General features: G+C 69.3%; 21 protein-coding genes. 10 read left to right on the top strand and 11 right to left on the bottom strand.

Going from position 1 to position 24,606, the window contains the following annotated elements; genetic code table 11:
• Nucleotides 1-27: 27 nt before the first annotated feature.
• Entirely contained in the window at nt 28-1,845 is a 1,818-nt protein-coding gene (locus G1H10_RS29205) for an MFS transporter (protein WP_216853783.1), read from the top strand.
• An 11-nt stretch (nt 1,846-1,856) separates the two neighbouring features.
• Here G1H10_RS29205 and G1H10_RS29200 read toward each other — a convergent pair whose 3' ends face one another.
• Both G1H10_RS29200 and G1H10_RS29195 read right to left on the bottom strand, forming a co-directional pair.
• Nucleotides 1,857-2,450, bottom strand: a complete 594-nt coding sequence (locus tag G1H10_RS29200) for a TetR/AcrR family transcriptional regulator (protein WP_163744626.1) — start codon at nt 2,448-2,450, stop codon at nt 1,857-1,859.
• A 37-nt stretch (nt 2,451-2,487) separates the two neighbouring features.
• On the bottom strand, nt 2,488-4,080 hold the full coding sequence (locus G1H10_RS29195; RefSeq protein WP_163744625.1) for an MFS transporter: 1,593 nt from the start codon (nt 4,078-4,080) through the stop codon (nt 2,488-2,490).
• Nucleotides 4,081-4,187: 107 nt separating this feature from the next.
• Between G1H10_RS29195 and G1H10_RS34215 the strand changes: the two genes are divergently transcribed.
• Entirely contained in the window at nt 4,188-4,706 is a 519-nt protein-coding gene (locus tag G1H10_RS34215) for a beta-class carbonic anhydrase (protein ID WP_216853781.1), read from the top strand.
• Nucleotides 4,707-4,772: 66 nt separating this feature from the next.
• On the opposite strand, the gene G1H10_RS29185 is transcribed toward G1H10_RS34215, so the two are convergent.
• Nucleotides 4,773-6,083: a hypothetical protein gene (locus G1H10_RS29185; protein WP_376778675.1), complete on the bottom strand. Its 1,311-nt coding sequence runs from the start codon at nt 6,081-6,083 to the stop codon at nt 4,773-4,775.
• Between the two features lie 105 nt (nt 6,084-6,188).
• Here G1H10_RS29185 and G1H10_RS29180 point away from each other — a divergent pair, with 105 nt between their 5' ends.
• Complete coding sequence (locus tag G1H10_RS29180) at nt 6,189-7,373, top strand: MFS transporter (RefSeq protein WP_163744624.1); 1,185 nt, start codon at nt 6,189-6,191, stop codon at nt 7,371-7,373.
• Nucleotides 7,374-7,398: 25 nt separating this feature from the next.
• Here G1H10_RS29180 and G1H10_RS29175 read toward each other — a convergent pair whose 3' ends face one another.
• Nucleotides 7,399-8,007, bottom strand: a complete 609-nt coding sequence (locus G1H10_RS29175) for a TetR/AcrR family transcriptional regulator (RefSeq protein ID WP_163744623.1) — start codon at nt 8,005-8,007, stop codon at nt 7,399-7,401.
• A gap of 81 nt (nt 8,008-8,088) precedes the next feature.
• Between G1H10_RS29175 and G1H10_RS29170 the strand changes: the two genes are divergently transcribed.
• Nucleotides 8,089-8,754 carry a class I SAM-dependent methyltransferase gene (locus G1H10_RS29170; RefSeq protein WP_163744622.1) on the top strand — a complete coding sequence of 222 codons (666 nt, stop codon included), beginning with the start codon at nt 8,089-8,091 and terminating at the stop codon, nt 8,752-8,754.
• 63 nt (nt 8,755-8,817) lie between these two features.
• On the opposite strand, the gene G1H10_RS29165 is transcribed toward G1H10_RS29170, so the two are convergent.
• The gene (locus tag G1H10_RS29165; RefSeq protein ID WP_163744621.1) at nt 8,818-10,914 is read right to left on the bottom strand and encodes a DNA gyrase/topoisomerase IV subunit B; all 2,097 of its coding nucleotides are present in this window, start codon (nt 10,912-10,914) and stop codon (nt 8,818-8,820) included.
• 468 nt (nt 10,915-11,382) lie between these two features.
• Between G1H10_RS29165 and G1H10_RS29160 the strand changes: the two genes are divergently transcribed.
• The gene (locus G1H10_RS29160; protein ID WP_163744620.1) at nt 11,383-11,592 is read left to right on the top strand and encodes a DUF7455 domain-containing protein; all 210 of its coding nucleotides are present in this window, start codon (nt 11,383-11,385) and stop codon (nt 11,590-11,592) included.
• 213 nt (nt 11,593-11,805) lie between these two features.
• On the opposite strand, the gene G1H10_RS29155 is transcribed toward G1H10_RS29160, so the two are convergent.
• The 5 genes from G1H10_RS29155 to G1H10_RS29135 form a co-directional block, all read right to left on the bottom strand.
• On the bottom strand, nt 11,806-12,387 hold the full coding sequence (locus tag G1H10_RS29155) for a rhomboid family intramembrane serine protease (protein ID WP_216853779.1): 582 nt from the start codon (nt 12,385-12,387) through the stop codon (nt 11,806-11,808).
• A 5-nt stretch (nt 12,388-12,392) separates the two neighbouring features.
• Entirely contained in the window at nt 12,393-14,042 is a 1,650-nt protein-coding gene (locus G1H10_RS29150) for an RNA polymerase sigma factor (RefSeq protein WP_446686748.1), read from the bottom strand.
• A gap of 120 nt (nt 14,043-14,162) precedes the next feature.
• Nucleotides 14,163-15,749 (bottom strand): SpoIIE family protein phosphatase, encoded by a 1,587-nt coding sequence (locus tag G1H10_RS29145; RefSeq protein ID WP_163744617.1) that lies wholly within the window; start codon nt 15,747-15,749, stop codon nt 14,163-14,165.
• A gap of 3 nt (nt 15,750-15,752) precedes the next feature.
• Complete coding sequence (locus G1H10_RS29140; RefSeq protein WP_174264766.1) at nt 15,753-16,325, bottom strand: HhH-GPD-type base excision DNA repair protein; 573 nt, start codon at nt 16,323-16,325, stop codon at nt 15,753-15,755.
• A gap of 15 nt (nt 16,326-16,340) precedes the next feature.
• Nucleotides 16,341-16,775 carry a universal stress protein gene (locus G1H10_RS29135; RefSeq protein ID WP_163744615.1) on the bottom strand — a complete coding sequence of 145 codons (435 nt, stop codon included), beginning with the start codon at nt 16,773-16,775 and terminating at the stop codon, nt 16,341-16,343.
• Between the two features lie 229 nt (nt 16,776-17,004).
• On the opposite strand from G1H10_RS29135, the gene G1H10_RS29130 reads away from it, so the two are divergent.
• The 5 genes from G1H10_RS29130 (at nt 17,005) to G1H10_RS29110 (ending at nt 23,786) form a co-directional block, all read left to right on the top strand.
• Entirely contained in the window at nt 17,005-18,375 is a 1,371-nt protein-coding gene (locus tag G1H10_RS29130; protein ID WP_163744613.1) for a DNA polymerase IV, read from the top strand.
• A 5-nt stretch (nt 18,376-18,380) separates the two neighbouring features.
• The gene (locus G1H10_RS29125) at nt 18,381-19,067 is read left to right on the top strand and encodes a response regulator transcription factor (protein ID WP_163744611.1); all 687 of its coding nucleotides are present in this window, start codon (nt 18,381-18,383) and stop codon (nt 19,065-19,067) included.
• On the top strand, nt 19,064-20,584 hold the full coding sequence (locus G1H10_RS34825) for a sensor histidine kinase (protein WP_216853778.1): 1,521 nt from the start codon (nt 19,064-19,066) through the stop codon (nt 20,582-20,584). The genes G1H10_RS29125 and G1H10_RS34825 overlap by 4 nt, the downstream gene beginning before the upstream one ends.
• Nucleotides 20,585-20,624: 40 nt before the next feature.
• Complete coding sequence (locus G1H10_RS29115; protein WP_163744609.1) at nt 20,625-22,172, top strand: S1C family serine protease; 1,548 nt, start codon at nt 20,625-20,627, stop codon at nt 22,170-22,172.
• A gap of 72 nt (nt 22,173-22,244) precedes the next feature.
• Nucleotides 22,245-23,786, top strand: coding sequence for an ATP-dependent DNA ligase (locus tag G1H10_RS29110; protein ID WP_163744607.1), 1,542 nt, complete (start codon nt 22,245-22,247; stop codon nt 23,784-23,786).
• A 13-nt stretch (nt 23,787-23,799) separates the two neighbouring features.
• Here the strand turns inward: G1H10_RS29110 and G1H10_RS29105 are convergent, their stop codons facing one another.
• Nucleotides 23,800-24,579, bottom strand: coding sequence for a hypothetical protein (locus G1H10_RS29105; RefSeq protein ID WP_163744605.1), 780 nt, complete (start codon nt 24,577-24,579; stop codon nt 23,800-23,802).
• Between the last annotated feature and the right edge of the window lie 27 nt (nt 24,580-24,606).

Here is a 24,606-nt window from a genome sequence, read left to right as displayed (position 1 = left end):
GATCATGAGCGGCGGGCAGGTCGCGGCGTGCTCGTCCTCTGCGCGATCGGCATCCTGCTCGCCGCGGCGGACACCTACGTCATCGTGCTGGCGCTGCCGGACATGATGGTCGGGGTCGGTCTGGACGCCGACGAACTGCAGCGAGCCGCACCGCTCGTGTCGATGTTCCTGCTGGGATACGTCGTCGTGTTGCCGTTGGTGGGACGGATCTCGGACGTGATCGGCCGGTTCGCCGTTCTGCAGGGCGCGCTGCTCGTCTTCGCCGCCGGATCGCTGCTCACCGCCGCCGCCGACGGGCTGGGTGGCGCGATCGTCGGCCGCTTCCTGCAGGGCGCCGGGGGCGGTGCCCTGGTTCCGGTGACGCTGGCGCTGGTGGCCGACCTGTGGCCGCCGGAGCGGCGCGGTGTGCCGCTGGGCATGGTCGGCGCGGTGCAGGAGCTGGGTTCGGTGCTCGGCCCGTTGTTCGGCGCCGCCGTGCTGGCCATCGCCGATTGGCGCGCGATCTTCTGGATCAACTTCGCCGTCGGCATCACGCTGGTGATCGGCACGCTCATCCGGCGGCGGACGGCGACGGCCGCGACAACGACGACGGCCACCACGACGACGACGGCTGCGACGGCCGGGGCAGCCGACGCGGATTCACCGGCCGTCGCAACCGACGACGACAGACCGTCCACGGCGCGGCGCGGGCGACCCGACGTCCTCGGCGCGCTTCTGGGCATCGGCGCAGCCGTGGCCGGCGGCGTGGCGGTCGTCCGACCCGACTCGCTGGAAGCGAGTGTCGCCTGGGGCGAGTTGCTGGTTCCCGTCGTTGACGGGCAGGACTGGACCACGCCGCTCTCGCTCACCGGCATCGCACTCGCCGCGGGGTTCGTGGTGCGTGAGCTGACCGCACGGCGGCCGCTGGTCGACCTGCGCCGCACCCCATCAGTGTTGCGTGCCTCCGACCTGCCCGGTGCGACATTCCTCGGAGCGGCGCTCGGTGGCATCGTGCTCACGTTCGCGGTCGCCGACCCGGCCGAGGAGTTGATGGCGCCGTCCGGACCGTGGCTACTGCTCGGGTCGGCCGTCGCCCTGGGCGCGTTCGCCTGGCGACAGCGACGCGCCCGGGATCCGCTGGTGCCGGGTGCCACCGTCCGCGCCCGCCCGGCGTGGGGGGCGCTGCTGGTCAGCCTGTTCGTCGGTGCCGCCCTGGTGGCCGTGGTGGTGGATGTGCCGATCCTGGCCCGCACCGTCGTCCCCGGGGCGGACCAGCTCGATGCCGCACTGGTGCTGCTCCGGTTCCTGGTCGCGCTTCCGGTGGGCGCCTTGCTCGGCGGCTGGTTGATCCGCCGGCTGCCCGCGGCCGGTGTCGCCGCGGCCGGGATGGCCGGCGGCACCGCTGGGCTGGCGGCGATGTCGCGGTGGGGCGTGGGCTCGCTGGACGGTCTCGGCGACGACGTGGTGCTCGTCGTCGCCGGTCTCGGGTTCGGCCTGGCGATCGCGCCGGTGAATGCGGCGCTGCTGGCCGCGACGCCGCGAGCGACCCATGGAGTGGCCAGCGCGCTGCTCGTCGTCGCCCGGATGATCGGCATGCTCGCCGGTTTGTCCGCGCTCACCGCGATCGGCCTGCGCCGGCTCTACAGCGTCCAGCGCGACATCGAATCGCCCGCCGTGATCTGCCCGGAGACCCCGACCGATTGTCCGGCGTACGACGACGCGGTCCGCGAGGCGGTGGTGGCGCAGCTGCAGGCGACCTTCACCGGCGCGGCAGTGTGCGCGGCCCTGGCCGCACTCGGGGCCGCGCTGCTGCTGCGCCCCTCCGGCGCTCCGGTCACGACACCGACGTCGACGGCGGCCGGCTAGCGCGTACTGCGCTACCGGGGCCGCAAGCCGTCCAGGACGCCGTCGACGAACTGTTCGATCAGCTTTCGGGCCGGGCTCTCCTCCGGGTGGTGCAGCAGCCAGTGCAGCAGCGGAGCGGTCATCACCTCGATCATCACGTCCATGTCGAGATCGGCGCGGAGCTCACCCCGTTCCACCGCGGCGGCGAGAACCCGACGGATCAGTTCGCGACGCGGCTTGATGACGGTGCTGTGGTACCGATCCTTCAGCGCGGGATGCCGATACATCTCCCCCACGAAGCACGCGTAGATGCGGCGGTCGCGGGTCGATTCCCGGCCACGGACCGTGGAATCGGCCATGACCAGCAGATCGTCCCGGAGCGAGGTGCCGGGAAGATCCGGAACCGGGCCTTTCAGAATGGCCACCGCATCACAGATGACGCTCTCCTTGTCGGGCCAGCGCCGGTAGATGGTGGTCTTCCCGACGCCGGCCCGGGCGGCGATACCCTCGATCGAGATCCCGCCGACACCGACCTCGGCGACGAGCTCGAGAGTCGCCTCGATGATCGCCTTGTCTGCGTCCTCGCTGCGCGGGCGCCCGGTCTTCTTCACGATCTGTTCAGTCATGTCACGTCATATTCTCGCCGTTGAGGGACGTGCTGCGCTAGCTCGCAACGGATGCCGGCTCCGTCTCCGCCGACGGCCGCTCCGGTCCGCGTGGTCGGGGACGGCCGCGTCCCGGCAGGAACCGCAGGACGACCGCGACACTGAGCACGGTGACCGCCGCCGCGATGGCCGATACCCAGTGCACGCCGTTGAGGAAGGCATCGAACGCCCGCGCTTGGATCGCGCCGGTCACCTGCGCCTGCTCGGCGATGGCCAGGGTGGAGCCCAACGATTCCGCCGCCGCGTCGCGGGACCCGTCGGGCAGCACGGCCAGCGCGTCGTGCACGTCGGCCCGGTACCGCACAGCCAGGATCGCGCCGAGCACCGCGACACCGAGCGCGCCGCCCACCTGCCGCATCGTGTTGTTCACCGCGGAGCCGATTCCCGCCTTCTCTCGCGGTACAGAGGCCATGACCGCCGTCGTGGCAGGCGGCATGACGTTGGCGATCCCGGCTCCTTGGATGAACAACAAGGCCTCCAGGAACCACAGCGGGGTGTCCGCCTCGATGAACGCGAGCCCGGCCAGGCTGAGCGCGACCAGGCCGAGTCCGGTCGCAGCCACGGCGCGCACCCCGAACCTTCGGACCATCGTCTCCGACATCGGCGAGAACGCCGTCTGTGCGACCGCGAACGGCAGGAAGAGCAGCCCTGTCTCCAGCGGCGAGAAGCCGCGCACCAGTTGCCAATAGAACGTCATGAAGAAGAACACGCCCATCATGGCGAAGAACACCAGGCCGATCGCGCTCACCGAGGCAGAGAACGCCGGATTGCGGAACAGGGCCATGTCCAGTGCCGGATGGTCGATCCGTCGCTCGTACCAGACGAACAGGACCAGGGCGAGTACCCCGCCCAGCGCAGGAGCCCAGACCGCTACATCGCCGAACCCAGCCCGCTCACCGCCTTCGATGATCCCGTAGACCAGCAGGGTCAGCCCGGCGATCGACAGCCCCACGCCGACGGGATCCAGCCGAGACGGACGGGGATCCCTCGATTCGGGCACCAGCCACCCGATCAGCGCCAGCCCGGCGAGGACGATCGGCACGTTGATCAGGAACACCGACCCCCACCAGAACTGTTCGAGCAGCGCACCACCGAGGACGGGACCGAGGACCACCGCGATCCCCACCGAGGCGACCCAGATGCCGATGGCCCGGCCACGCTCCTTCGCGTCGAAGACGTTGGTGATGATGGCCAGCGTGGCGGGCATCACCGCTGCCCCGCCGACCCCCATCAGCGCACGGGCCGCGATCAGCTGGGCCGGGGTGTCGGCGTAGGCCGAGAGTGCCGAGGCCGCCCCGAACAGGGCCAGACCGAGGACCAACAGGCGCCGGCGCCCGAACCGGTCGCCGAGCAGCCCGAACGTGAACAACAGGCCGGCGAAGACCAGAGTGTAGGAGTTGACGGACCAGGCCAGCTCGCTCTGCGTGGCGCCGAGATCCTGCTGGATGGTCTTGAGAGCGACGTTGAGGACGGTGTTGTCGAGTACGACGACCAGCAAGCTGATCACCAGCACGCCGAGAATGCCCCAGCGCCGCCGATGGATTCGTTCATCCACGATTGTGGGTTCCCTTTCACGACTTCCGATACGCATCGGTTGCGTATCGATGCAGAATCTACGTCACTCGCAATCGATACGCAACCGTTCCGTATCTGGGACCCGTGCCTGGTCCGCTGCGGCGTCATGCGATCCTGTTCAGCGTGGAGGACACTGTGACAGAGGATCTCGCCGACTTCGTCGACGTACTGGAAGCCAACGAGGCCTACGCCCAGAGCTTCGAACTGGCCGGACTGCTCCCCCGCGCCGCGCGCGGACTCGCGATCGTGACCTGTATGGACTCCCGCATCGAGCCGCTGGACATGCTAGGGCTCAATCCGGGCGACGCGAAGATCATCCGCAATGCCGGGGCACGCGTGACCGAAGACGTCCTGCGCACGCTGGCGCTGGCGACTCACCTGCTCGGCGTGGAACGGATCATGGTGGTCGCACACACCAACTGCAAGATGGCCAGCGCCACCCGCGACGAGGTGATCGACATCATCGAGCAGGCATCCGGCATCGACGTGCGCAGCCTGGATTTCCGGCTCATCGCCGACCAGCGGGAGACGCTCGGCGTCGACGTGCAGAAGATCCGCTCCTGGCCATACCTGCCGCCGAACGTGGCTGTCGGCGGCTTCATCTACGACGTCGACACGGGCCGTGTCACGCGCGAGGTCTGACGCACCAGCCGTCGCGCTGGAGGCCCATTGCTGAGGACTCTGGGTCCGGCGCCGGGTGCAGGGAGCTCATTCCGTTCCCTGGATGCGGCGCCGGATCCGGTAATGCAAGACCAGGAACGCCATGCCGAACAGCCGGAACGCATGTTCGGCCGTGAGTTCACCGCCGCCGGCGGGGTAGATCCGCAACTCTTCCGCAAAGCCGTGCACGGCCAATGACGTGAGCCTGCGCGTGCCCGGGTCGATGTAGGTGAGGTAGTGGCCAGGGTGGTCCAGCGCGCTCGTGCTGGTCAGCGTGATCCCGCCGTCGTTCCGCCCGCGGGGCTCCAGCGTGGCGGTGAAGCTGGCGTCCGGCAACGGGAACCCCACGCTGACATAACCCCGGCCATCATGCCGGTAGGTCGTGTAAATGCCGACGTAGATGGGCTCGTCGTCATCCGCATAGGAGCGGATCCAGCCGCGGATGTCGTCTTCGCGCCGGTCGTTCACCGCGATCGTATCGATCCGGCTCACCATGCCGCGCAGCGCCTGACGCTGGTTCATCGGGACGTTCGCCTGACCGAGCGGGCGCGCGACGAGCGTCCGGTACAGCAGATAGCCGGGCCGCACCCAAGCCCGCCACCGGGGCGCGATGTCCAAGGTGAAACGGGTCGTGTGTTCATAGAACTCGCGCACCAACGGGTGCACCCGCTCGGTGTCCAGCTCCGGGCCGGCGAGCTCATCCAGGTCGGCCACGATCCCCACGTCCGGTGCGTCGCGCCGGTATTGTCCGTGCACGACGGACGCCAGCGCACGCAGATAGTCCGTCCCCACGTACCGGCTCTGCGAGCCGAGCGGGACGACGAACGGCAACTCCTTCTCGTCGACGTCCTCAGCCAGCAGCGAGAGCTGCGGATCCCGGAAGAGCAACGCCGCGCTCGCCCGGTACACGAGCACCGTCGCGGCCGCGACCCCGGCAGCGCCCGGCCGGTCCCGCGCCGATTTGGCCAGGGCCGCGCCGATCGCGAGCCCCACCACCGGGCCGTAGACGACCTTGTGCGGCCGCACCCCCATCGCCCCGGCCACGGCGCCCACCGTCACGCCCACCGTCGTCGGCCGGGGCCGGGCTACCCGGTCCGCGATCCAGCCGGCCGGTGCCGCCAGCGCGGCGCTCATCAGGATGCGGTGCGGGAGCGCAGGGATCTCGTGCGGGCGCTGACGACGCCGGGCGACTAGTTCGGACGCACCGAGCACCGCGGCACCCGCCAACCCCGCCACCAGGGTCGTCCGGCGACGGCGGCGGTGCCCTAGCGCGGCCCCGGCGAGCGCGCCCCCGGCAAGCGCGCCGATCGACATCGCCGTGGCCACCTGCCCCGGCATCGCTCCGCGGTCCGCCGTCATGCGTTGCTGAGCTGTCACCTGATCATTCTCGGCGGTGCGCCGTTCGACGGCAAATGTGATGCGTGTCCATCTGACCAGCGCACGCCTCTGGCAGACTATTCCTCGATGTCAGAACAGATCAGCCTGTGGTCGATCGGACCGTCGGTCTATCTCCCGTCCCTGCTGTTCGGCATCGGCCAGGGCGCCGTCGCGCCGGTCATCGCGCTGTCCGCCCGGGACCTCGGCGCCTCGGTCGCCACCGCGAGCCTCGTCGTCGCCATGCTCGGCGTCGGCCAGATCGTCGGCGACCTACCGGCGGGGATGCTCGCGGTGCGGGTCGGAGAGCGGCCGGCGATGCTGATGGCGACCGCGGTGACCGCAGGAGCGCTGGCGCTGTGCCTCGTCGCCACCTCAGTCTGGTTGCTGGCCGTCGCGATCGTGCTGCTCGGTGTGGCGGCATCGGTGTGGGGTCTGGCACGACACGCGTATCTGACCGAGGTGGTGCCGTACCCGTTACGGGCCCGGGCCATGTCCACCCTGGGCGGCACGGCCCGGATCGGGGCGTTCATCGGGCCGTTCCTCGGTGCCGCCGTCATGAGCCGATTGGGCACCGACGGCGCGTACTGGGTGCACCTGGTCGCCGCGGGGGTCGCGGCGGCGCTCCTGCTGGCCCTCCCTGTCCCGCAGACCCGCTCGCTTCCGTCGCCGACGCCGACCAGCGCGCTCGGCAGCACCAGCCAGGTCATCCGTCGTCACCTACCGGTCCTGCGCACGCTCGGCATGGGTGCGCTGCTCGTGGGGGCGGTGCGTGCGTCGCGCCAGGCGGTGATCCCGCTCTGGGGCGACCACATCGGCTTGGACCCGGCCACCACCAGCCTGATCTTCGGCGTCTCCGGCGCGGTGGACATGTTGCTGTTCTACCCGGCCGGGATGGCCATGGACCGGCTGGGCCGGCGGTGGGTGGCCGTGCCGTCGATGCTGGTGCTCGGGCTGGCGCATCTCGCGCTGCCGCTGGCGCACGGAAGTGCGGCGCTGACCGCCGTCGCCGTGGGGATGGGGCTGGGCAACGGCATGGGCAGCGGCATCATCATGACGCTCGGCGCGGACGTGTCGCCGACGACGAGCCGCGCCACCTTTCTCGGCGCCTGGCGGCTCTGCGCGGACCTCGGCAACGGCGCCGGACCGTTGGTCATCAGCGCGATCACGGCGGTAGCGGCGCTGGCCCCGGCGGCGATCGCCATGGCCGGGGTGGCTGGAGTGGCGGCCGCCGCGATGGGATATTGGATTCCGCGGCACGGCAACGGAGCATGACTGACACGCCGTCCGGGAAGCCGGCTCATCCCCGCGAGACCAGCAACTCCACGTAATGCCGGAGATGAGACAGTTGCCGGCCCATGGCGTCCTTATCTCCGAGCGCCCGGGTCAGCAGGAACGCTCCCTCGAACACGGTGAAGAGCTGGTCAGCCAGCGACGGCAGGTCCACCGCTCGCAGCGCCGGCCGATCCGCGGCGGCCTGCTCGAGCTTGTCGAGGATCCGCTCTCGCCAGTGCAGGATCGACCGCGCCACGATGTCATCCGTGCCCGCGTCAGCGAGCTCCGTCTCATAGATGAAGGAGATGAACAGGCAGCTGGGCTGGATCTTCAGCACAGCCTCCGCCCCCTCTTCGAATGAACGCAAGAAGCACACGAGCTGCTCGCCCGGATCGTCGGTCTCCGCCTCGGCGGCCGACATCGCCGTCTCTAGCGCCTGCGCGTCGCCTTCCGCGTAACGCTCCACCAACGCACGCCCCAGATGCGCCTTCGACGGGAAGTGGTGGAAGAACGCGCCTTTGGACGCGGAAGCTTCTGCCAGTACCGCGTCAACGGTGGTGGCCGCGAATCCGCGCTGAAGCACCAGCTGATGCGCCGCGTCGAGAATCCGTTCCCGGGCGGACCGTTCACTCATGCCGCGACTGTATCAGTTGACAGACCAACCGGTCGGTCCTACTCTCAACAGACCGACTAGTTCGTCTGTAGGAGACACGTCATGGGCACTACCGCTCACACGTCCGGTCGCACCGCATCTACCGCCGGCCGCAGATCGCGCCGTTTCGCCAAGCTCTGGCGGAGCATGGCCGACTCCGTCGACCAGCAGATCCGGCCCGCCAAGTCAGACCTGTTCAACGACGTGCCGGCACAGATCGTCGAGATCGGCTCCGGCGTCGGCAGCAACTTCGGCTATCTGCGCCCCGGCACCAGGGTGATCGCGTTCGAACCGAACACCTACTTCCACGCCGACCTCCGGGCAGCGGCCGAGCGTCATCGGATCGACCTCGATCTGCGCGCCGGCGACTTGCGCGCGGACACGTTGCCGGCCGCGTCCCACGAGCTCGTGATCTCGACGCTCACCCTCTGCTCCGTCGACGACGTCGACTCGCTGCTGAGCGAGGTTCGGCGCATTCTGCGCCCGGGCGGACGCTTGCTGTTCATCGAGCACGTCGCCGCCGCGCCCGGCTCCGCCCGGGCGCGTTACCAGCGCATCGTACGTCGGCCATGGCGAGCGCTGGGCGACGGATGCGATCCCTGCAACGACACCTATGGCGCCTTGGAGCGCAGCGGCCTGACCTTGACCGCAACCCGGTTGGAGCCGCTCGGCTCCAACCTCGACCCGACGAACCTCACCTACTGGGGCACGGCGCTACGCGACAGCTGACGGCCGGGCCGGTTTCGGCGCGGTCGGCCCGGACCTGTGGCACGTCGGCCGGCCGCTCGGCGGTCAGGTGTCGATGCGCTCGCGGTCCAGCTCAGCCGCCCCGGCGACGATGAACTCCTTCCGGGGAGCCACCTCGTTGCCCATCAGTAGCTCGAACACACGCTCCGCCGCCTCCGCGTCGGCGGCGGTGATCCGCCGCAGCCGGCGCTGGCGCGGGTCCATCGTGGTCTCCGCCAGCTGGTCGGCGTCCATCTCGCCGAGGCCCTTGTAGCGCTGCGGGGGCTCCTTGAACCGCACGCCTTTGCGCTGCAAGTCTAGGGTGACCCGCTGCATCTCGGCATCGGTGTAGGTGTAGATGTACTTGTCCTGCCCCTTCTTGGGGTTGATCAGTTCGATCCGATGCAGCGGCGGAACGGCCGCGAACAGCCGGCCCGCCTCCACATACGGGCGCATGTACCGGAAGAACAACGTGATCAGCAGCGTGCGGATGTGGGCGCCGTCCACGTCGGCGTCGGCCAGGATGATCACCTTGCCGTAGCGGGCCTGCTCCAGCGCGAACGTACGCCCGCTCCCGGCGCCGAGGACCTGGATGATCGCCGCACACTCGGCGTTCTTCAGCATGTCCGAGACCGACGCCTTCTGCACGTTGAGGATCTTGCCGCGGATCGGCAGCAGTGCCTGGAACTCCGCATCGCGCGCGGATCGTCCGGTACCCAGCGCCGAGTCACCCTCCACGATGAACAGCTCAGAGCGGTCCAGGCTGGTGGAACGGCAGTCCACCAGCTTGGTCGGCAGAGTACTCGTCTCCAACGCGTTCTTCCGCCGGACCGTCTCCTTGTGCAGCCGGGCGGCCACCCGTGCCTTGGCGGCCGAGACCACCTTCTCCAGTACCGCGGACGCCTGCGATTTCTCGTTCCGCTTCGTCGAGGTCAGGAACGCCTTCATCTCGCGTTCCACGACGCCGGCGACGATCGAGCGCACGGCGGAGGTGCCCAGAACCTCCTTGGTCTGCCCTTCGAACTGCGGCTCATCCAACCGGACCGTGACCACGGAGGTCAGCCCTTCAAGGACGTCATCCTTCTCGATCTTGTCGTTTCCGGCCTTCAACCGGCGGGCGTTGGCCTTGACCTGGTCCCGCATCACCTTGAGCAGGCCCTGCTCGAAGCCGGCGACGTGGGTGCCGCCCTTCGGGGTGGCGATGACGTTCACGAACGAGCGCGAGACGGTGTCGTAGCCGGTGTCCCAGCGCAGCGCCACGTCCACCTCACACGTGCGCTCGGTGTCTTTGGAGACCAGCTGCCCGTCGTCGTCGAGCACCGGCACAGTCTCCCGGAACACCTCACGACCGGTCAGCCGGAGCACGTCGGTCACGGAGGCACCAGGGCTCAGGAACTCGACGAACTCGCTGATGCCGCCGTCGTGGCGGAACTTCTCCTCCACCGGAGTGTCGCCGCGCTCGTCGCGGACCACCAGCTCCAGGCCAGGGATCAGGTACGACGTCTGGCGCGCCCGGGAGACGATGTCATCCCAGACGTACTCCGCGTCCCGCAGGAAGATCTGCCGGTCGGCCCAGAACCGTACCCGGGTTCCGGTCTTGCGCTTGGTGACCTTTCCGGTGACGCGAAGCTCCGAGTGGTCCGTGAACGGCTGGAACGGCGCGTCGGGCCCGTCGCCGGAATACTCCCCCGGCTCGCCGCGCCTAAACGACATCGCATGCGTGCGCCCGTCCCGGTCGACCTCGACGTCGAGCCGGTGGGACAGGGCGTTGACCACACTGGCGCCGACCCCGTGCAGCCCGCCGGTGGCTGCGTACGAACCGCCACCGAACTTGCCGCCCGCGTGCAGCTTGGTGAAGACCACCTCCACGCCGGAGAGCCCGGACTTGCTGTGCGTGTCCACGGGGATGCCGCGGCCGTTGTCCCGGATCTCGGCCGAGCCGTCCGCGCGGAGCACCACCTCGACACGGTCGCAGTACCCGCCCAGGGCCTCATCCACGGCGTTGTCGATGATCTCCCACAGACAGTGCATCAGCCCGCGGGAGTCGGTGGACCCGATGTACATGCCAGGCCGCTTACGAACCGCTTCCAGTCCTTCCAGCACCGACAAGTGGCGCGCGGTGTAGTCACCGCCTCGGCCGGTGGCTGCGGTCTGCCCGGTCACAGCGTGTCCCTCCTCGCATCGGTCACGACGCCAGTAGAACCCACCCCTACCAGCGTTGCCAGCATAGCCCCGAACCCCGACGACTCCCGGCTGCCACGCTGCACCCGCCCCCGCCGGCCCTAAATGATCATGTGAAGTGGGTCTTCTCGTGCCGTACCAGGTCTGCAGACATGGTAGTGCTGGAGAAAACCCACTTCACATGATCATTTAGGCGGGGCGGGGTTTGGAGGGTGTTTGAAATATGAGATGAAATGTGTCAGCATGTGGGATCACGGCAAGGGGGCCGTGAGGGGTTCCTAGGTAATGGCGTGAAATGTGGCGAGCCTCACGCCGCAACCGTTACGCGCTGAGCGAACCATCGCATGGCGCGATTCTGGGAACTTCTGAAGGTGATTTCATGTTGGTACGGATGCATGACATGACCACCCGTACCCCGGAGTGGTTCGCCGACAAGGAAGGTGCGCGACCGTGACAGCTACTCTCGCGACCAAGCCGTTGAACGCCGCCGACCGCTGCGACAGCTGCGGTGCACAGGCTTACATCCGCGCTGTGCTCGACCAGGGCGAGCTACTGTTCTGCGGCCACCATGGTCGCAAGTTCGAGGCCAAGCTGCGCCCGATGGCGCTGGAGTGGCACGACGAGACGTCCCGCCTCACAGAAGAGCACTCGGCCGGCTGACGCACGGTCGTCGACAGCATGCTGTAGTCGACTCGAGACTTCGCGACGAGCGGGGCCGGGGTTCTCCGTGGTTGGTACTCCACGGAGCGCTCCGGCCCCGCTCCCGCATATATCAGGGAAGCCACACGGCGCTCATCAGAGAAGCCACGTGCCGCCTGGTTCGAGGCCGTCCGGCAACGCAGCGTGAGGCGGGGCGGCCGCGGGTCGTGCGCGCTAGCGGGGATCCGGGCGCAGGACGAGCGCCATCAACACGCCGGCCAAGGCGCCGAACAGGTGGCCCTGCCAGGAAATCCCCGGCTGACCCGGCAACACGCCCACGACGATCCCGCCGTACATCAGGACGACCACGACCGACACCAGAATGCTCAACAGCTTCCGCGTCAGCACGCCCCAGGCCACCAGGAAAGCCGCGAAGCCGTAGACGAGGCCGCTGGCTCCGATGTGATTGGTGTTCGCACCGGCCAGCAGCCACGTCGCCAAGCCGCCGATCAATGTCACGCCGATGGTGACCGGCCAGAACCTCTTGGTCGTCAGCGCCACGAGGCTGCCGAGGATCAAGAACGCACCGGAATTGGCGATCAGGTGATCGAAACCGCCGTGCAGGAACGGCGCGGTCACCACACCGATCAGGCCCTCCGCACTGCGCGGCTGGATGCCGTACTGATCGAGATTGACGCCCGGCAGCGAGTCGACGATCTCCTCGCCCCACATCACGGCGAGCATCCCGACGACGGGTATCAGCACCGCCAACGGCGACGGGGTACCCCGTCGCTCGACCTCACCAGGCGAACTCACGCTTCTCAGTCCAGGTAGTCACGCAGAACCTGAGACCGCGACGGGTGCCGCAGCTTACTCATCGTCTTGCTCTCGATCTGCCGGATCCGCTCCCGGGTCACACCGTAGACCTTGCCGATCTCATCCAGCGTCTTCGGCTGGCCGTCGGTCAAGCCGAACCGCATCGAGACGACGCCGGCCTCACGCTCGGACAACGTGTCCAGCACCGCGTGCAGCTGCTCCTGGAGCAGCGTGAAGGAGACCGCCTCGGCCGGAACGATGGCCTCGGAGTCCTCGATCAGGTCACCGAACTCGCTGTCGCCGTCCTCACCCAGCGGCGTGTGCAGCGAGATGGGCTCGCGCCCGTACTTCTGGACCTCGACGACCTTCTCAGGCGTCATGTCCAGCTCCTTGGCCAGCTCCTCCGGCGTCGGTTCGCGCCCGAGGTCCTGCAGCATCTGCCGCTGCACCCGGGCGAGCTTGTTGATGACCTCGACCATGTGCACCGGAATACGGATGGTGCGGGCCTGGTCGGCCATGGCCCGGGTGATCGCCTGCCGGATCCACCACGTCGCGTACGTGGAGAACTTGTAGCCCTTGGTGTAGTCGAACTTCTCCACGGCCCGGATCAGACCGAGGTTGCCTTCCTGGATCAGGTCGAGGAACAACATGCCGCGGCCGGTGTAGCGCTTCGCCAGCGACACGACCAGACGGAGGTTCGCCTCCAGCAGGTGGTTCTTGGCCCGACGGCCATCCTCGGCGATCCAGTGCAGCTCGCTGACCAGCTTCGAGTCCATTCCCTCCGACTCGTTCGCCAGCTTCTCCTCGGCGAACAGTCCGGCCTCGATCCGCTTGGCCAACTCCACCTCTTGCTCAGCGTTGAGGAGCGGCACCTTGCCGATCTGCTTCAGGTAGTCCTTCACCGGGTCGGCAGTGGCGCCGGCGACGACCACCTGCTGCTCGGGCTCGTCGGTGTCGTCGTCCTCGGAGAGCACGAAACCCTCGTCGGTCAGATCGGTGAGCTCCGGCTCATCGAGCGCGCGAGCGGGCGCTACGGCCTCCTCTTCGACGGCCGGCTCCTCGGCGTCGACAGCGGGGTCGATGTCGACGGTGGGATCCACGTCGACATCGGCGGCGTCGACGGCCGCAACGTCGGGATCTGTGATCTCCACCTCCGCATCGGCGACAGCGGGCTGTGCCTTCTTGTTGCTCTTCCGGGACGGCTTCGCCCCAGCGTCGGCCGGCGCGGACGCCGTGACAGCCGCCGCGTCGGAGGGCTCATCTCGAACTGCTGCCGCTGGAGTCTTTTTCACCGCAGTCTTCACAGATCCCTCGCTCTTCTCCGCTGCCTGCTTAACCTTCTTGTTGGCCGATGTCCTGGCCTTGTCCGCTGGTGCGGTCGCCGTCGCCGAGGAACGACGCGACGTCGCGGCCACCACCCGCTTGGCAGAGCTCCTCCGCGAGTCCGAAGCCGCAACCTCGACAGTAATACCTGTCGACTTCAAATGCTCGACAACGATCCGGCTCTCTTTCATCGCCAGCTCGGCGGCCTCGCACGCCTCCCGCACATCCTGCGCGTTCACCGAGCCAGACTCCTGGCCTCGCGTCACAAGCTCTCGTACTGGGGGCAGCTCGAGGATCCGGGCGTACTTGGAACGGGACGGGCTAGGCGACACGAACAACCTCTCGTTCTCAGGCGGCTGGCATGTGGTTGGGATAGAGCAACACATCATTCTGACATGACGAACGTACTTCCCGTTGTCCCTCGAACCGGCCGGCATGATCAGTGGCATAGCTCACAGATGTTTCCACCGTAGCGCGAGAATCGTGAGATCGTCGGCCGCGCCTGGCGTGCGCAGCCGCTCGACCACATTGTCCAGCATCGTATCCAACGGTGCCGTGCGCTGGTCCTCCAGGCAGCTCAGCAGCTCACCGACGCCTTCTTCCAGACCGCGGCTCCGGCTCTCTACCAGGCCGTCGGTGAAGGCCAGCAGAATCTCGCCGGGCACGAGCTGCAGGATGCGGCTGTGGCGAGCTTCCGGTACACCGATCGGTGTGGTGTCGACCCCGCTGTCGATCAGCTCGATCTCCCCCGCCGGCGGTATCCGGACCAGCGGCAGATGGCCGGCATCGCCCAGTCGCACCACGCCACCCGCCGGATCGACCACCAGGTAGACCACCGTCGCCATCTCCACCGAACCACCGCCTTCGACCAGACGGTCGAGGCCGGCCAGCACCGCGGCCGGGTCCGGGTCGGCCAACGCCAGCGCCCGCAACGCGGCCCGGACCTGCCCCATCCCGGAGGCGGCCGACAGCCCGTGCCCCATCACGTCTCCCACCACCACGGACGCAGCACCGTCCGGCAGCTCGAAGGCGTCGTACCAGTCACCGCCCACCGCGTCGGCGGAGCCGGGCACACCGCGGGCCTCCAGCTCCAGACCGTCGATGGTCGGCAACGACTGGGGCATGAGGCTCTCGGTGAGCGACGCGGTCGCGGTCCGCTCCTGCTCGAACAGCCGTGCCCGTTCGAAAGCGACCGAGCATTGCTGAGCCACCGCCCGCAAGAACCGGCACGCCTCCGACTCGAACGGCTGCTCGTCGTCGAATGCGAAACGCACCACGCCGAGCCGCCCGCTGTCGGTCGACATCGGCAGCAGCGCCCAGGAACGTTCGTCCGTGGTGTCCAGGAAATCCTGGAACGACTGGCTCCGGTACTCGCGGCGGGCCTGGGCAGCGGATCCGAGGAACACCGGCCATCCCGTCCGGAGTACCTCGATCATCGGTGACCCCTCGTCGTCCGGCCATTCCGACGTGGCCGAACCGTCGACCTCGACAAGCCTGTCCCGCTCCCCGATCAACACCACCGACGTCCGTAATGCGCCCACGGTGGCGCGGCCGATCACCGAGACCGCCGCGGCCACCTCCGCGACCGTGACCGCCTCGGCAAGTTCTTCGGCGACCTCCAGCAAGCGGGCGTTACGCGCGCGGCTGTGCCGCAGCGCGGACAGCGCGCTGCGCTGCGAGGTGTCGTCCACGACGAACATCGCCACTTCCCGACGCTCGCCCTCGTCCACCAGGTACCACGTCGAGCGTAGGTAGGTGACACCGCCGGCCGCACCCGGCGTGGCGGGCTCGTCCGTCTTCAGCGTCTCACCGGTACGCAGCACACGGTCGATCATCGCCTCGGTATGCGCCGCAAGCTCCGGCGGCAGCACCTCGGCCGGACGTCGCCCCAGATGTTCGGCGATCGCCTTGCCGGTCCGCTCGGCGAGGAACGCGTTCACCGCGAGGTAGCGGTGCTGCTCGTCGAAGACGGCGAAGCCCACGGGTGCGTCGGCACCTGCCAGTACGCCCAGCAGCCGCTGGGCATCCGCTGGCCGCACGACCTACCCCTTTGCTCTGCGTTTTGCTTCTCGTTTGAATGCGCGCACCTGAGCGAGCGAGTCCGCGTCGACGACGTCGGCGATCGACCGCGTCGAGCCCTCCTCACCATACGGCCCGGCGGCCTCGCGCCAGCCGTCCGGGCACACATCGAACCGTTTCCCGAGCAACGCCACCATGATGCGGGCCTTCTGCTCGCCGTAACCGGGCAGCGCCTTGAGCCTGGCCAGCAGCTCGGCCCCGGTGGGTGCGTCGTTCCAGATGCGCGACGCGTCGCCGTCCCAGTTGGCCGCGACGTGGGCGGCCAGAGCCTGGACCCGGCCGGCCATCGAGGCGGGGAACCGGTGCACCGCGGGTTTCTCCGCCAGCAGAGCGGAGAACTTCTCCGCGTCGTGGTCGGCGATAGCAGCCGGGTCGAGCCGGTCCACGCCCATGCGCGCGGCGATCGTCGCCGGACCGGTGAAGGCCCATTCCATCGGAATCTGCTGGTCCAGCAACATGCCGACCAACAGCGCGAAGGGATCCCGGGCGAGCAGTTCGTCCGCGTCCGGATCCCCGGACAGATACAGGTCGACCATCAGGTCAAGCCCCCTCTAGCTCTCTCTACCCAGCTCGCCCGCCTGGAGTTCGGCGTCGTCCGCCTTCACCGCCAACACGGGACACGGCGCATCCAGCAGAATACGCTGCGCGTTGCTGCCGAGGATCAGTTTGCCGACCGGGCTGCGACGGCGCAGGCCGATCACGATGAAATCCGCGCCGGCGCTCTCGGCCGCATCGATCAGGTCCTCGGCCACATCGACGTCCGGGGCCGACGGCCGTACCTCCGTGTCGATGCCCGCATCGGCGAGCTGTTGGCGCAGCATGTCGAGGTCACCGGCGGGCGCGGAGGCGTCGTTCGACCCGTCACCGGCCTGCTGAGAGTGGACGACAACCAGCCTGACCCCACGAAGTTTCGCCTCTTCGGCGGCTCGCCGCAGCGCGGCCCGGCCTTCGGGCTTCGGCACGTAGCCCACAACGATGGCACTCATCGTGTCTCGCCTTTCCCTCAAGTCGACGCTGGCTTCGAGGCTCCTCGAACAGCTCAAGCGAACCTACCGCGAATCGCCGAGCAGTCCTATGGCCGGGACCTGGCCTTGCGGTGACACACACCGACCAAGTGCGACCGAGACTAGCGCGCCCGCCGGACGAGGCGAACACGTGACCAGGTATCCGTGGCATTCTGTGATGCGTGAGCGCGGCCGGCACCGGTGATACCAGGTGACCACACGGAGCGAACCCAGCATTCTCCACCTCGATCTGGACGCCTTCTTCGCCGCGGTGGAACAGCGGGACAAGCCGTCGTTGCGCGGGCGGCCGGTGATCGTCGGCGGCCTCGGCCCGCGAGGTGTGGTCTCCACCGCGTCGTACGAGGCGCGAGTGTTCGGGGTGCGCTCGGCGATGCCGATGTCCGAGGCACGCGCGCGGTGCCGGCACGCCGCTTTCCTGGCCCGCCGATTCGACGCCTACCGCAAGGTCAGCACGGTGGTGATGGACCAGTTGCGCGCGCTGTCGCCGTTGGTCGAACCGCTCTCCCTGGACGAGGCGTTCGTCGATCTCGCGGCGGGCGAGCACCCCGATCTCTCCCCCGGTGGCGTCCGCGCGGTCGGCGAGCGGCTGCGCACCACGATCCACGCGCGCACCCGGATCACCGCGAGCGTCGGGGCAGCCAGTTCGAAGACGCTGGCGAAGATCGCCTCCGAACAGGCCAAGCCGGATGGCCTCATGGTGATCGAGCCCGGAACCGAGCTCGACGTACTGCATCCGCTCGGGGTCCGCGCCCTGCCCGGCGTCGGTCCTGCCACCGCTGCCAGGGTGGCCCGGCTCGGCGTGCGGACCGTCGGCGACCTCGCCCGGATCGCGGAAGGCGAGCTCGTCGACCTGCTCGGTGAGGCGCACGGTCGCTCGCTGTTCCGGCTCGCCCACGGTCTCGACGGACGGGCGGTCAGTTCCGACCGGGCGTCCAAGTCGATCAGCGTCGAGGACACCTTTGACCGCGACATCACCGATCGGGCACTGCTCGCCGGGCTCACCCGGCGGCTGGCGGAGAAGGTGGCCGACCGGCTGGTGCGCTCCGGCCATTCGGCCCGCACCATCACGCTCAAGGTCCGGCTGCACGATTTCACCACGCTCTCTCGTTCCGCGACCCTGCCCGGCCCCACCGACGACGCACGCTCGATCAGCCGTCTCGCCGTGCAGTTGCTCGACGAGGTCGACACCGCCGGAGGCATCCGGTTGCTCGGGGTGGGCGTATCCGGGCTCTCCGATTGGGTGCAGGATGATCTGTTCTCCGCGGCCGAAGGATCCGAGCAGCCGCCCACCGACGACGCCGACGACGCCGACGAGGGCGACGAGGGCGACGAGGGCGACGACGCTGGGGACCTCGACGCGGCGGTCCACTCGGCCGGACGCTGGGTGCCCGGGATGGACGTCGTCCACGCCCGCCTTGGACCCGGCTGGGTGTGGGGCAGCGGGCTCGGCAGGGTCACCGTACGGTTCGAGACGGCCGACACGCCGCCCGGTCCGGTGCGTACGTTCGCCGCCGACGATCCGGAACTCTCAGGCGTTTCTCACCTGCAGGAGGCAGACTGAGCACCATGAACGTACTTGTCGTCGACGATGACCCGGCCGTGCGCGAGTCACTGCGGAGGTCGCTGGCGTTCAACGGTTACCAGGTGGAGCTCGCCGAGGACGGTGAGTCCGCGTTGCGGCATCTGAGCAACCACCAGCCGGACGCGGTCATCCTCGACGTGATGATGCCCGGCCTGGACGGGCTCGCCACGTGCCGCGCGCTGCGTGCGGCCGGCAACGACGTGCCGATCCTGATGCTCACCGCGCGCGACGAGGTATCCGACCGGGTGTCCGGGCTGGACGCCGGCGCCGACGATTACCTCCCCAAGCCATTCGCGCTGGAAGAGCTGCTTGCCCGGGTGCGAGCGCTGCTCCGCCGCGCGACGCCGGCCGGAGCGCCCGAATCGGCCGCCATCCAGCTCGGCGACCTCCGGCTCGATCCGGTGACCCGCGAGGTCAGCCGCGGCGACCTTCCGCTGCGGCTGACGCGCACCGAGTTCGCGCTACTCGAGTTACTCATGCGGCATCCCCGGCAGGTGCTCACCCGGGAACGGATCCTGGAGGACGTGTGGGGATACGACTTCCCCACCACCGCCAACTCGCTCGAGGTCTACATCGGGTATCTACGCCGTAAGACGGAGGCCAACGGCGAGCCACGGCTGATCCATACCGTCCGCGGCGTCGGCTACGTCGCCCGGGAGGACCCGCCGTGACCGCTGGCCCAGCCGCGGGTGACGACGGCCGGCCACTGCCTCCACCGCCTCCTCCCCCGCCGTCGTCGTCGCCGCCGCCGTCGTCGTCGGGATACGTCCACCAGGACGCAGATGGCGACGATCGCCGCGTGCGGAGCAGACTGTCGTTGCGCACCCGGGTCGGCGCCCTCGCCGCACTCTGCGTCGGCGTGGCCGTGGCGCTCACCGCGCTGGCGGTGTACCTCACCGTCTCCACACAGTTGGTCCGCAGCGTGGACGAGAGTCTCTACAAGCGCGCCTCGGACACGCTGGCGTCCAGCTTGGGTCCGTCCTCGCTGGTACAGATCCCATCCGAGGCGTTCCTCGCCAGCGACACGCGGGTCGCCTACATGGGCAGCAACAGCGAACTGATCCTTCCGCGGGGCGAGGAGAGCGCACTACCCGTCGGCGAGCCTGAGCTCGCCGTCGCCCAGGGCCGGGAAGACCATCACATCCGCACGGCCGACTTGAAAGGCGAGAACTACCGCATGCTGTCCGTTCGGGCCAGCGACAGGTTCGCGCTGGTCGTCGGGCAATCGATGGCGCAGTCGGAGTGGATCCTGGACCGGGTGCGGATCGTCTCCCTGCTGGTGGGCGGCATCGGCGTCGTCGGAGCGACGTGGGCCGGGCTGTCGGTCGCGCAGGCCGGTCTGCGCCCGGTGCGACGGCTGACCGAGGCGGCCGAACACGTCGCCCGGACCCAGCGGCTGGACCCGATCGAGGTCGAGGGCAAGGACGAGATCGCCCGGCTGGCGTACTCCTTCAACGAGATGTTGTCCGCCCTCAACGACGCGCGCGCCCGCCAGGCCCGCCTCGTCGCCGACGCGGGGCACGAGCTGCGCACACCGCTGACCAGCATGCGTACCAATCTTGATCTGCTCGCGCAGAGCGATCGCGAAGGCGACCGGCTGCCTCCCGCCGACCGGGCACAGATCATCGATGACGTCCGCGCACAGGCCGAGGAGCTCTCGCAGCTCATGGGCGACCTGGTCGAGCTGTCCCGGGAGGATCCGCCGCGGGAGTCCCGCGAGCAGCTGGACTTCGCGGACGTGGTGCGAGACGCGCTCACCCGAGTCAGGCGGCGCGCGCCGAGCGTGACCTTCACCGCCGACCTACGGCCGTGGAACGTGCACGGCGACCCGCATGTGATCGGCCGAGCGGTCACCAACTTGCTGGACAACGCGGCGAAGTACAGTCCCAGCGACGGCACCGTCACGGTCCGGCTGCACTCCGGCACGCTCGAAGTGGACGACGAGGGGCCGGGCATCGCGGACGAGGACCTGCCGCACGTCTTCGAACGGTTCTATCGCTCCTCCGAGGCGCGCGGCCGCCCCGGTTCGGGCCTCGGGCTGGCGATCGTGCGCACCGCCGCCGAGCGGCATGATGGGCGGGTGTCCGCGGGGCGCGCTCCGTCCGGCGGTGCACGGCTCACCATGTATCTGCCCGGTTCCCCACCGCCGACAGAGGCCGAGCCGCCTTCTTCGGCTTCCTTAGCGTGAAATTCAGCATGTTCTCAGAGTCACCGGGGAAGGTTGAACCATGAACGAGACAAGCCACGGCACGCCAGAGAACAGGCCGGACCACGACCCGTCGACTCAGCCCCAGGAACAGGGGTCGTCCACAGAGCTGGGCACGTCCGCTGGACAGGGCTCGTCCGCCGAGCAGAGCTCGTCCGCCGAGCAGGGCGGGAACGGTCCGGGCGGCCGGTCGCAGGCGGGTGGCACCGGCTGGTCCAACTCTCCCGGAGCGCAGGGTCCGCCGCCTCCGTGGCAGCCCAGGCCCGCCGCGCCTGCCGCCCCCGGCACCCCGCCCCCGGCGCAGCCGCCCGCGGGCCATGAGCACGCCGGCGCCGCCGCAGCGCCCGGCGGCGCGCCCGGGCCGCATCAGTCCGGGCCGCATCAGTCCGGGGCCGGTCCCGCCTACGGTGACGCGCAGAGCACCTCGACCCATGACACGGCCGTGTTCAGCGCGCCGGCAGGCAACCAGTCGCCGTCCCGCCAAGGGCGCGGACGCATGTTGCTGGCCGGGCTGGCGCTCGGTGCCGTCCTCGGCGGCGGGACCGGCGCCGGCGTCGCGGTCTGGCTCACTGACTCCGCCGACGACGAGCCGGCGCGGAGCAGTCTGGAGCAGACCACGGACACCGCCTCCGACGAGCCCCAGGCCACGCCGCTGGACAGCGTCGAAGCCGTTGCCTCTCAGGTGACACCGAGTGTGGTCACCATCAACGTCGGCGCCGGTCCGTTCGGCCAGACCGCCGGCGGCACCGGTGTGATCATCTCCTCAGACGGCGAGATCATGACCAACAACCACGTCGTACAGGCCGCCTCCGGCGGCCAGGGCCAGATCGAGGTCACCTTCAGCGACGGTTCCACGGCGCCGGCCGAGATCATCGGTACCGACCCGGAGACCGACCTCGCGGTCATCCAAGCTCAGGACGTCTCCGATCTCACCCCGGCCGACCTCGGCTCTTCGGGCCAACTGGCCGTCGGTGAGCAGGTCGTGGCGATCGGTGCGCCGCTCGGGCTGGACAGCACGGTCACCGCCGGCATCGTCTCCGCGCTCAACCGGCCGATCGTCGCCGGTGAGCAGCAGGGAGAGCAGACCTACCATCAGGCCATCCAGACCGACGCGCCGATCAACCGCGGCAATTCGGGCGGCCCGCTGGTCAACATGGCGGGCGAGGTGATCGGCATCAACAGCTCCATCCTCACCACCGGCTCCGACGCGGGCTCGATCGGACTCGGCTTCGCGATCCCGGTCGACCTGGCCAGGCCGATCGTCGAGGAGTTGATCGAGACCGGCGAGGCCACCCACGCCCGGATCGGTATCTCGGTCGGCGAGCCACAGGACGGCACCGCGGGCGCGCTGGTCGCCGGCGTCGAGCCGAACAGCAGCGCGGAGGAGGCCGGCCTGCAAGAGGGCGACATCATCACCGCGATCAACGACGAGCGGGTCGGCGACGCGGTCTCGCTGATCGCCGCCACCCGCTCGTACCGTCCCGGCGACGACGTCACGCTCACCTACCTCCGCGACGGCGAGGAGCAGACGGTGGAGCTGACGCTCAGCAGCGACGCCGAGATCACCTGAGCGGATGCGGTCCGCCCGGCCCATGACCACGGGCCGGGCGACATTGTCGGTGGGAGACGGCAGACTGGTCACATGCTCTTCGCTGACCTGGCCGAGACGTCACTCGCCGTCGGTGAGGTCAGTAGCCGCCTGGAGAAGGTCCGGCTGCTGGCGGACTGCCTACGACGGTCCGACCCGGCCGAAGCCGCAGCCACGGCGAGTTTCCTCGCCGGTGAGCTGCGGCAACGCCGCACTGGTCTTGGCTACGCGGCGCTCCGTGACATGCCCGGGCCCGCCGAGCAGGCCACGCTGACCGTGTCCGAGGTCGATGCGGCGTTCGCGGCGATCGCCGAGATGTCCGGCAAGGGCTCCACCACGGCCAAGCGGGCCGCGTTCCGTGATCTGCTCTCCCGGGCTACCGCCGCCGAGCAGCGGCTGCTGGCCGGTCTGGTGACCGGCGAGGTTCGGCAGGGTGCGCTGGACGGCGTGCTCACCGAAGCGGTAGCGGCAGCCGCCGAGATGCCCGCTGCCGAACTCCGTCGCGCGGTGATGGTCGCCGGTGCGCTCGTGCCGGTCGCAGCAGCCGTACTGGCCGAAGGCCGGGCAGGTGCCGACCGGTTCCGGCTGTCGGTCGGGTCGCCGATCCGTCCGATGCTGGCGTCGCCGTCGCCCGGCATCGACGACGCCCTCGGGAGGCTCGGCGAGACGTCGGTGGAGTGGAAGCTCGACGGGGTGCGCGTACAGGTCCACCGGGACGGGCAGAACGTCCGCGTCTTCACCCGGACGCTCGACGAGGTCACCACTCGTGTCCCGGAGATCGTCGAAGCGGTCCTCGAGCTGCCGGTGGCATCAGTGGTGCTCGACGGCGAGGCGATCGCCCTCGACGGTTCAGGGCGTCCGCTCCCGTTCCAGCGCACATCCTCACGAGTCGGTCACCGCACGGACGTGACCCGGGCTCGCGAGCAGATTCCGCTGTCGGTCTTCTTCTTCGATTGCCTGCACCTGAACGGCCAGGATCTCGTCGCCCGGCCCGCGGCCGAGCGCTGGGCCGCGCTGGCGGACATCCTGCCGGCGCAGCACCGCGTCCCTCGGATCGTCACCGCAGCGTCCGAGGAGGCTGCGGCGTTCTTCTCCGACGCTGTCGAGTACGGCCACGAGGGTGTCATCGCCAAGTCTCTGGATGCCCCGTACGAGGCCGGCAGGCGCGGGGCGAGCTGGCTCAAGGTCAAGCCGCGCCACACGCTGGATCTAGCCGTCCTGGCCGCGGAGTGGGGGCACGGCAGACGGCAGGGGTGGCTGTCCAACCTGCACCTCGGTGCCCGCGACCCTGACGGCACGTATGGGCCGGCCGGCGGGTTCGTCATGCTCGGCAAGACCTTCAAGGGTCTGACCGACCAGATGCTCACCTGGCAGACGGACCGGCTACTGGCGATCGCGGACGGTCCGACCGATCACTGGGTCGTGCCCGTCAAGCCTGAGTTGCTGGTCGAAGTGGCGTTCGACGGCGTGCAGTCCTCGCCGCGGTACCCGGCCGGGATCGCGCTGCGCTTCGCCCGCGTCCTGCGGCACCGGCCCGACAAACCGGCGTCCGACGCCGACACCGTCGGCACCGTCCGGGAGTTGTGGAACGGCTAGGGCAGCCGGACACTCATGGAGACGCCGCGCCGCGGTGGGCGCGCTCGAGTCCTTCCATCCGCTCGGCCAGCACTTCGACGCCGGTGTGGTCCGAGGAGCCGACCAGTACCGCCGCGGCCTCCCACATCGCGATGTGCATCGCTTCCACCGTCTGCGTGTCTGGATCGTCCAGCGTTTTCCCGGCCCCGGCCGGCAACGCCGCCTCCAGCGACGATGCCGCCTCGACCAGCCTCGACCAGGACTTCGGCGCATACCGGCCGACGATGACGCGCATGTGGTCCTCGTCACCGAGCACCGCCGAACGCTGCCGGTCGACCGCGTATCGAGCGCCCAGGGCTCCGGCGATCCCACCCGCCACGCCCCCGAGGAGCAGGCCCAGCACGGCGCCGACGATCCCGGCGCCGAGGGCCGCGCCCGCGACGGCGGCGAGGACGCCTACCACCGCGGCACCCGACACCGCGCCGATGACGTGGTGCCGCTGCAGTCCGAAACCGAGCAGCCGGAGCGTCGGCGCCGGCTCCTTCAGCACCTCGACGACACGCTCAGTGGTGTCCTGCGGCATGTCGGGCCGCAACACCACATAGGTCTCGGCGACGGCCCGGCCCGAGGTGGCAGCATGCCCCGGACGCCCTGACGTCCACCGCAGCGCGCCCCAGCGACGCACCTCGACAACGTTCGGTAGCCAACTCCCCCGCTGCGAGTTGAGCTTCTCGTCGACGATGCGTTGCTGCTCCTCCCATGCCTCGGACCACTCCCGCTCTCTCATAGCCGTCAACGGGTGCGGTCGAGTCATCAGAGTTCTCGTCTCCCTCATGTCATG

Origin of the sequence: Phytoactinopolyspora halotolerans (assembly GCF_010550675.1) — a bacterium.
Lineage (GTDB): Bacteria > Actinomycetota > Actinomycetes > Jiangellales > Jiangellaceae > Phytoactinopolyspora > Phytoactinopolyspora halotolerans.
Note: the sequence above shows the minus strand (reverse complement) of the source record. Positions and strands in the feature narration are given on the sequence as shown.

Bases quoted from the DNA above. Each gene is read 5' to 3' on its own strand.
- G1H10_RS29200 (WP_163744626.1), bottom strand. From the start codon at position 2,450: ATGACTGAACAGATCGTGAAGAAGACCGGGCGCCCGCGCAGCGAGGAC.
- G1H10_RS29195 (WP_163744625.1), bottom strand. From the start codon at position 4,080: ATGCGTATCGGAAGTCGTGAAAGGGAACCCACAATCGTGGATGAACGA.
- G1H10_RS29185 (WP_376778675.1), bottom strand. From the start codon at position 6,083: ATGACGGCGGACCGCGGAGCGATGCCGGGGCAGGTGGCCACGGCGATG.
- G1H10_RS29180 (WP_163744624.1), top strand. From the start codon at position 6,189: ATGTCAGAACAGATCAGCCTGTGGTCGATCGGACCGTCGGTCTATCTC.
- G1H10_RS29175 (WP_163744623.1), bottom strand. From the start codon at position 8,007: ATGAGTGAACGGTCCGCCCGGGAACGGATTCTCGACGCGGCGCATCAG.
- G1H10_RS29170 (WP_163744622.1), top strand. From the start codon at position 8,089: ATGGGCACTACCGCTCACACGTCCGGTCGCACCGCATCTACCGCCGGC.
- G1H10_RS29140 (WP_174264766.1), bottom strand. From the start codon at position 16,325: ATGGTCGACCTGTATCTGTCCGGGGATCCGGACGCGGACGAACTGCTC.
- G1H10_RS29135 (WP_163744615.1), bottom strand. From the start codon at position 16,775: ATGAGTGCCATCGTTGTGGGCTACGTGCCGAAGCCCGAAGGCCGGGCC.
- G1H10_RS29125 (WP_163744611.1), top strand. From the start codon at position 18,381: ATGAACGTACTTGTCGTCGACGATGACCCGGCCGTGCGCGAGTCACTG.
- G1H10_RS29115 (WP_163744609.1), top strand. From the start codon at position 20,625: ATGAACGAGACAAGCCACGGCACGCCAGAGAACAGGCCGGACCACGAC.
- G1H10_RS29110 (WP_163744607.1), top strand. From the start codon at position 22,245: ATGCTCTTCGCTGACCTGGCCGAGACGTCACTCGCCGTCGGTGAGGTC.
- G1H10_RS29105 (WP_163744605.1), bottom strand. From the start codon at position 24,579: ATGACTCGACCGCACCCGTTGACGGCTATGAGAGAGCGGGAGTGGTCC.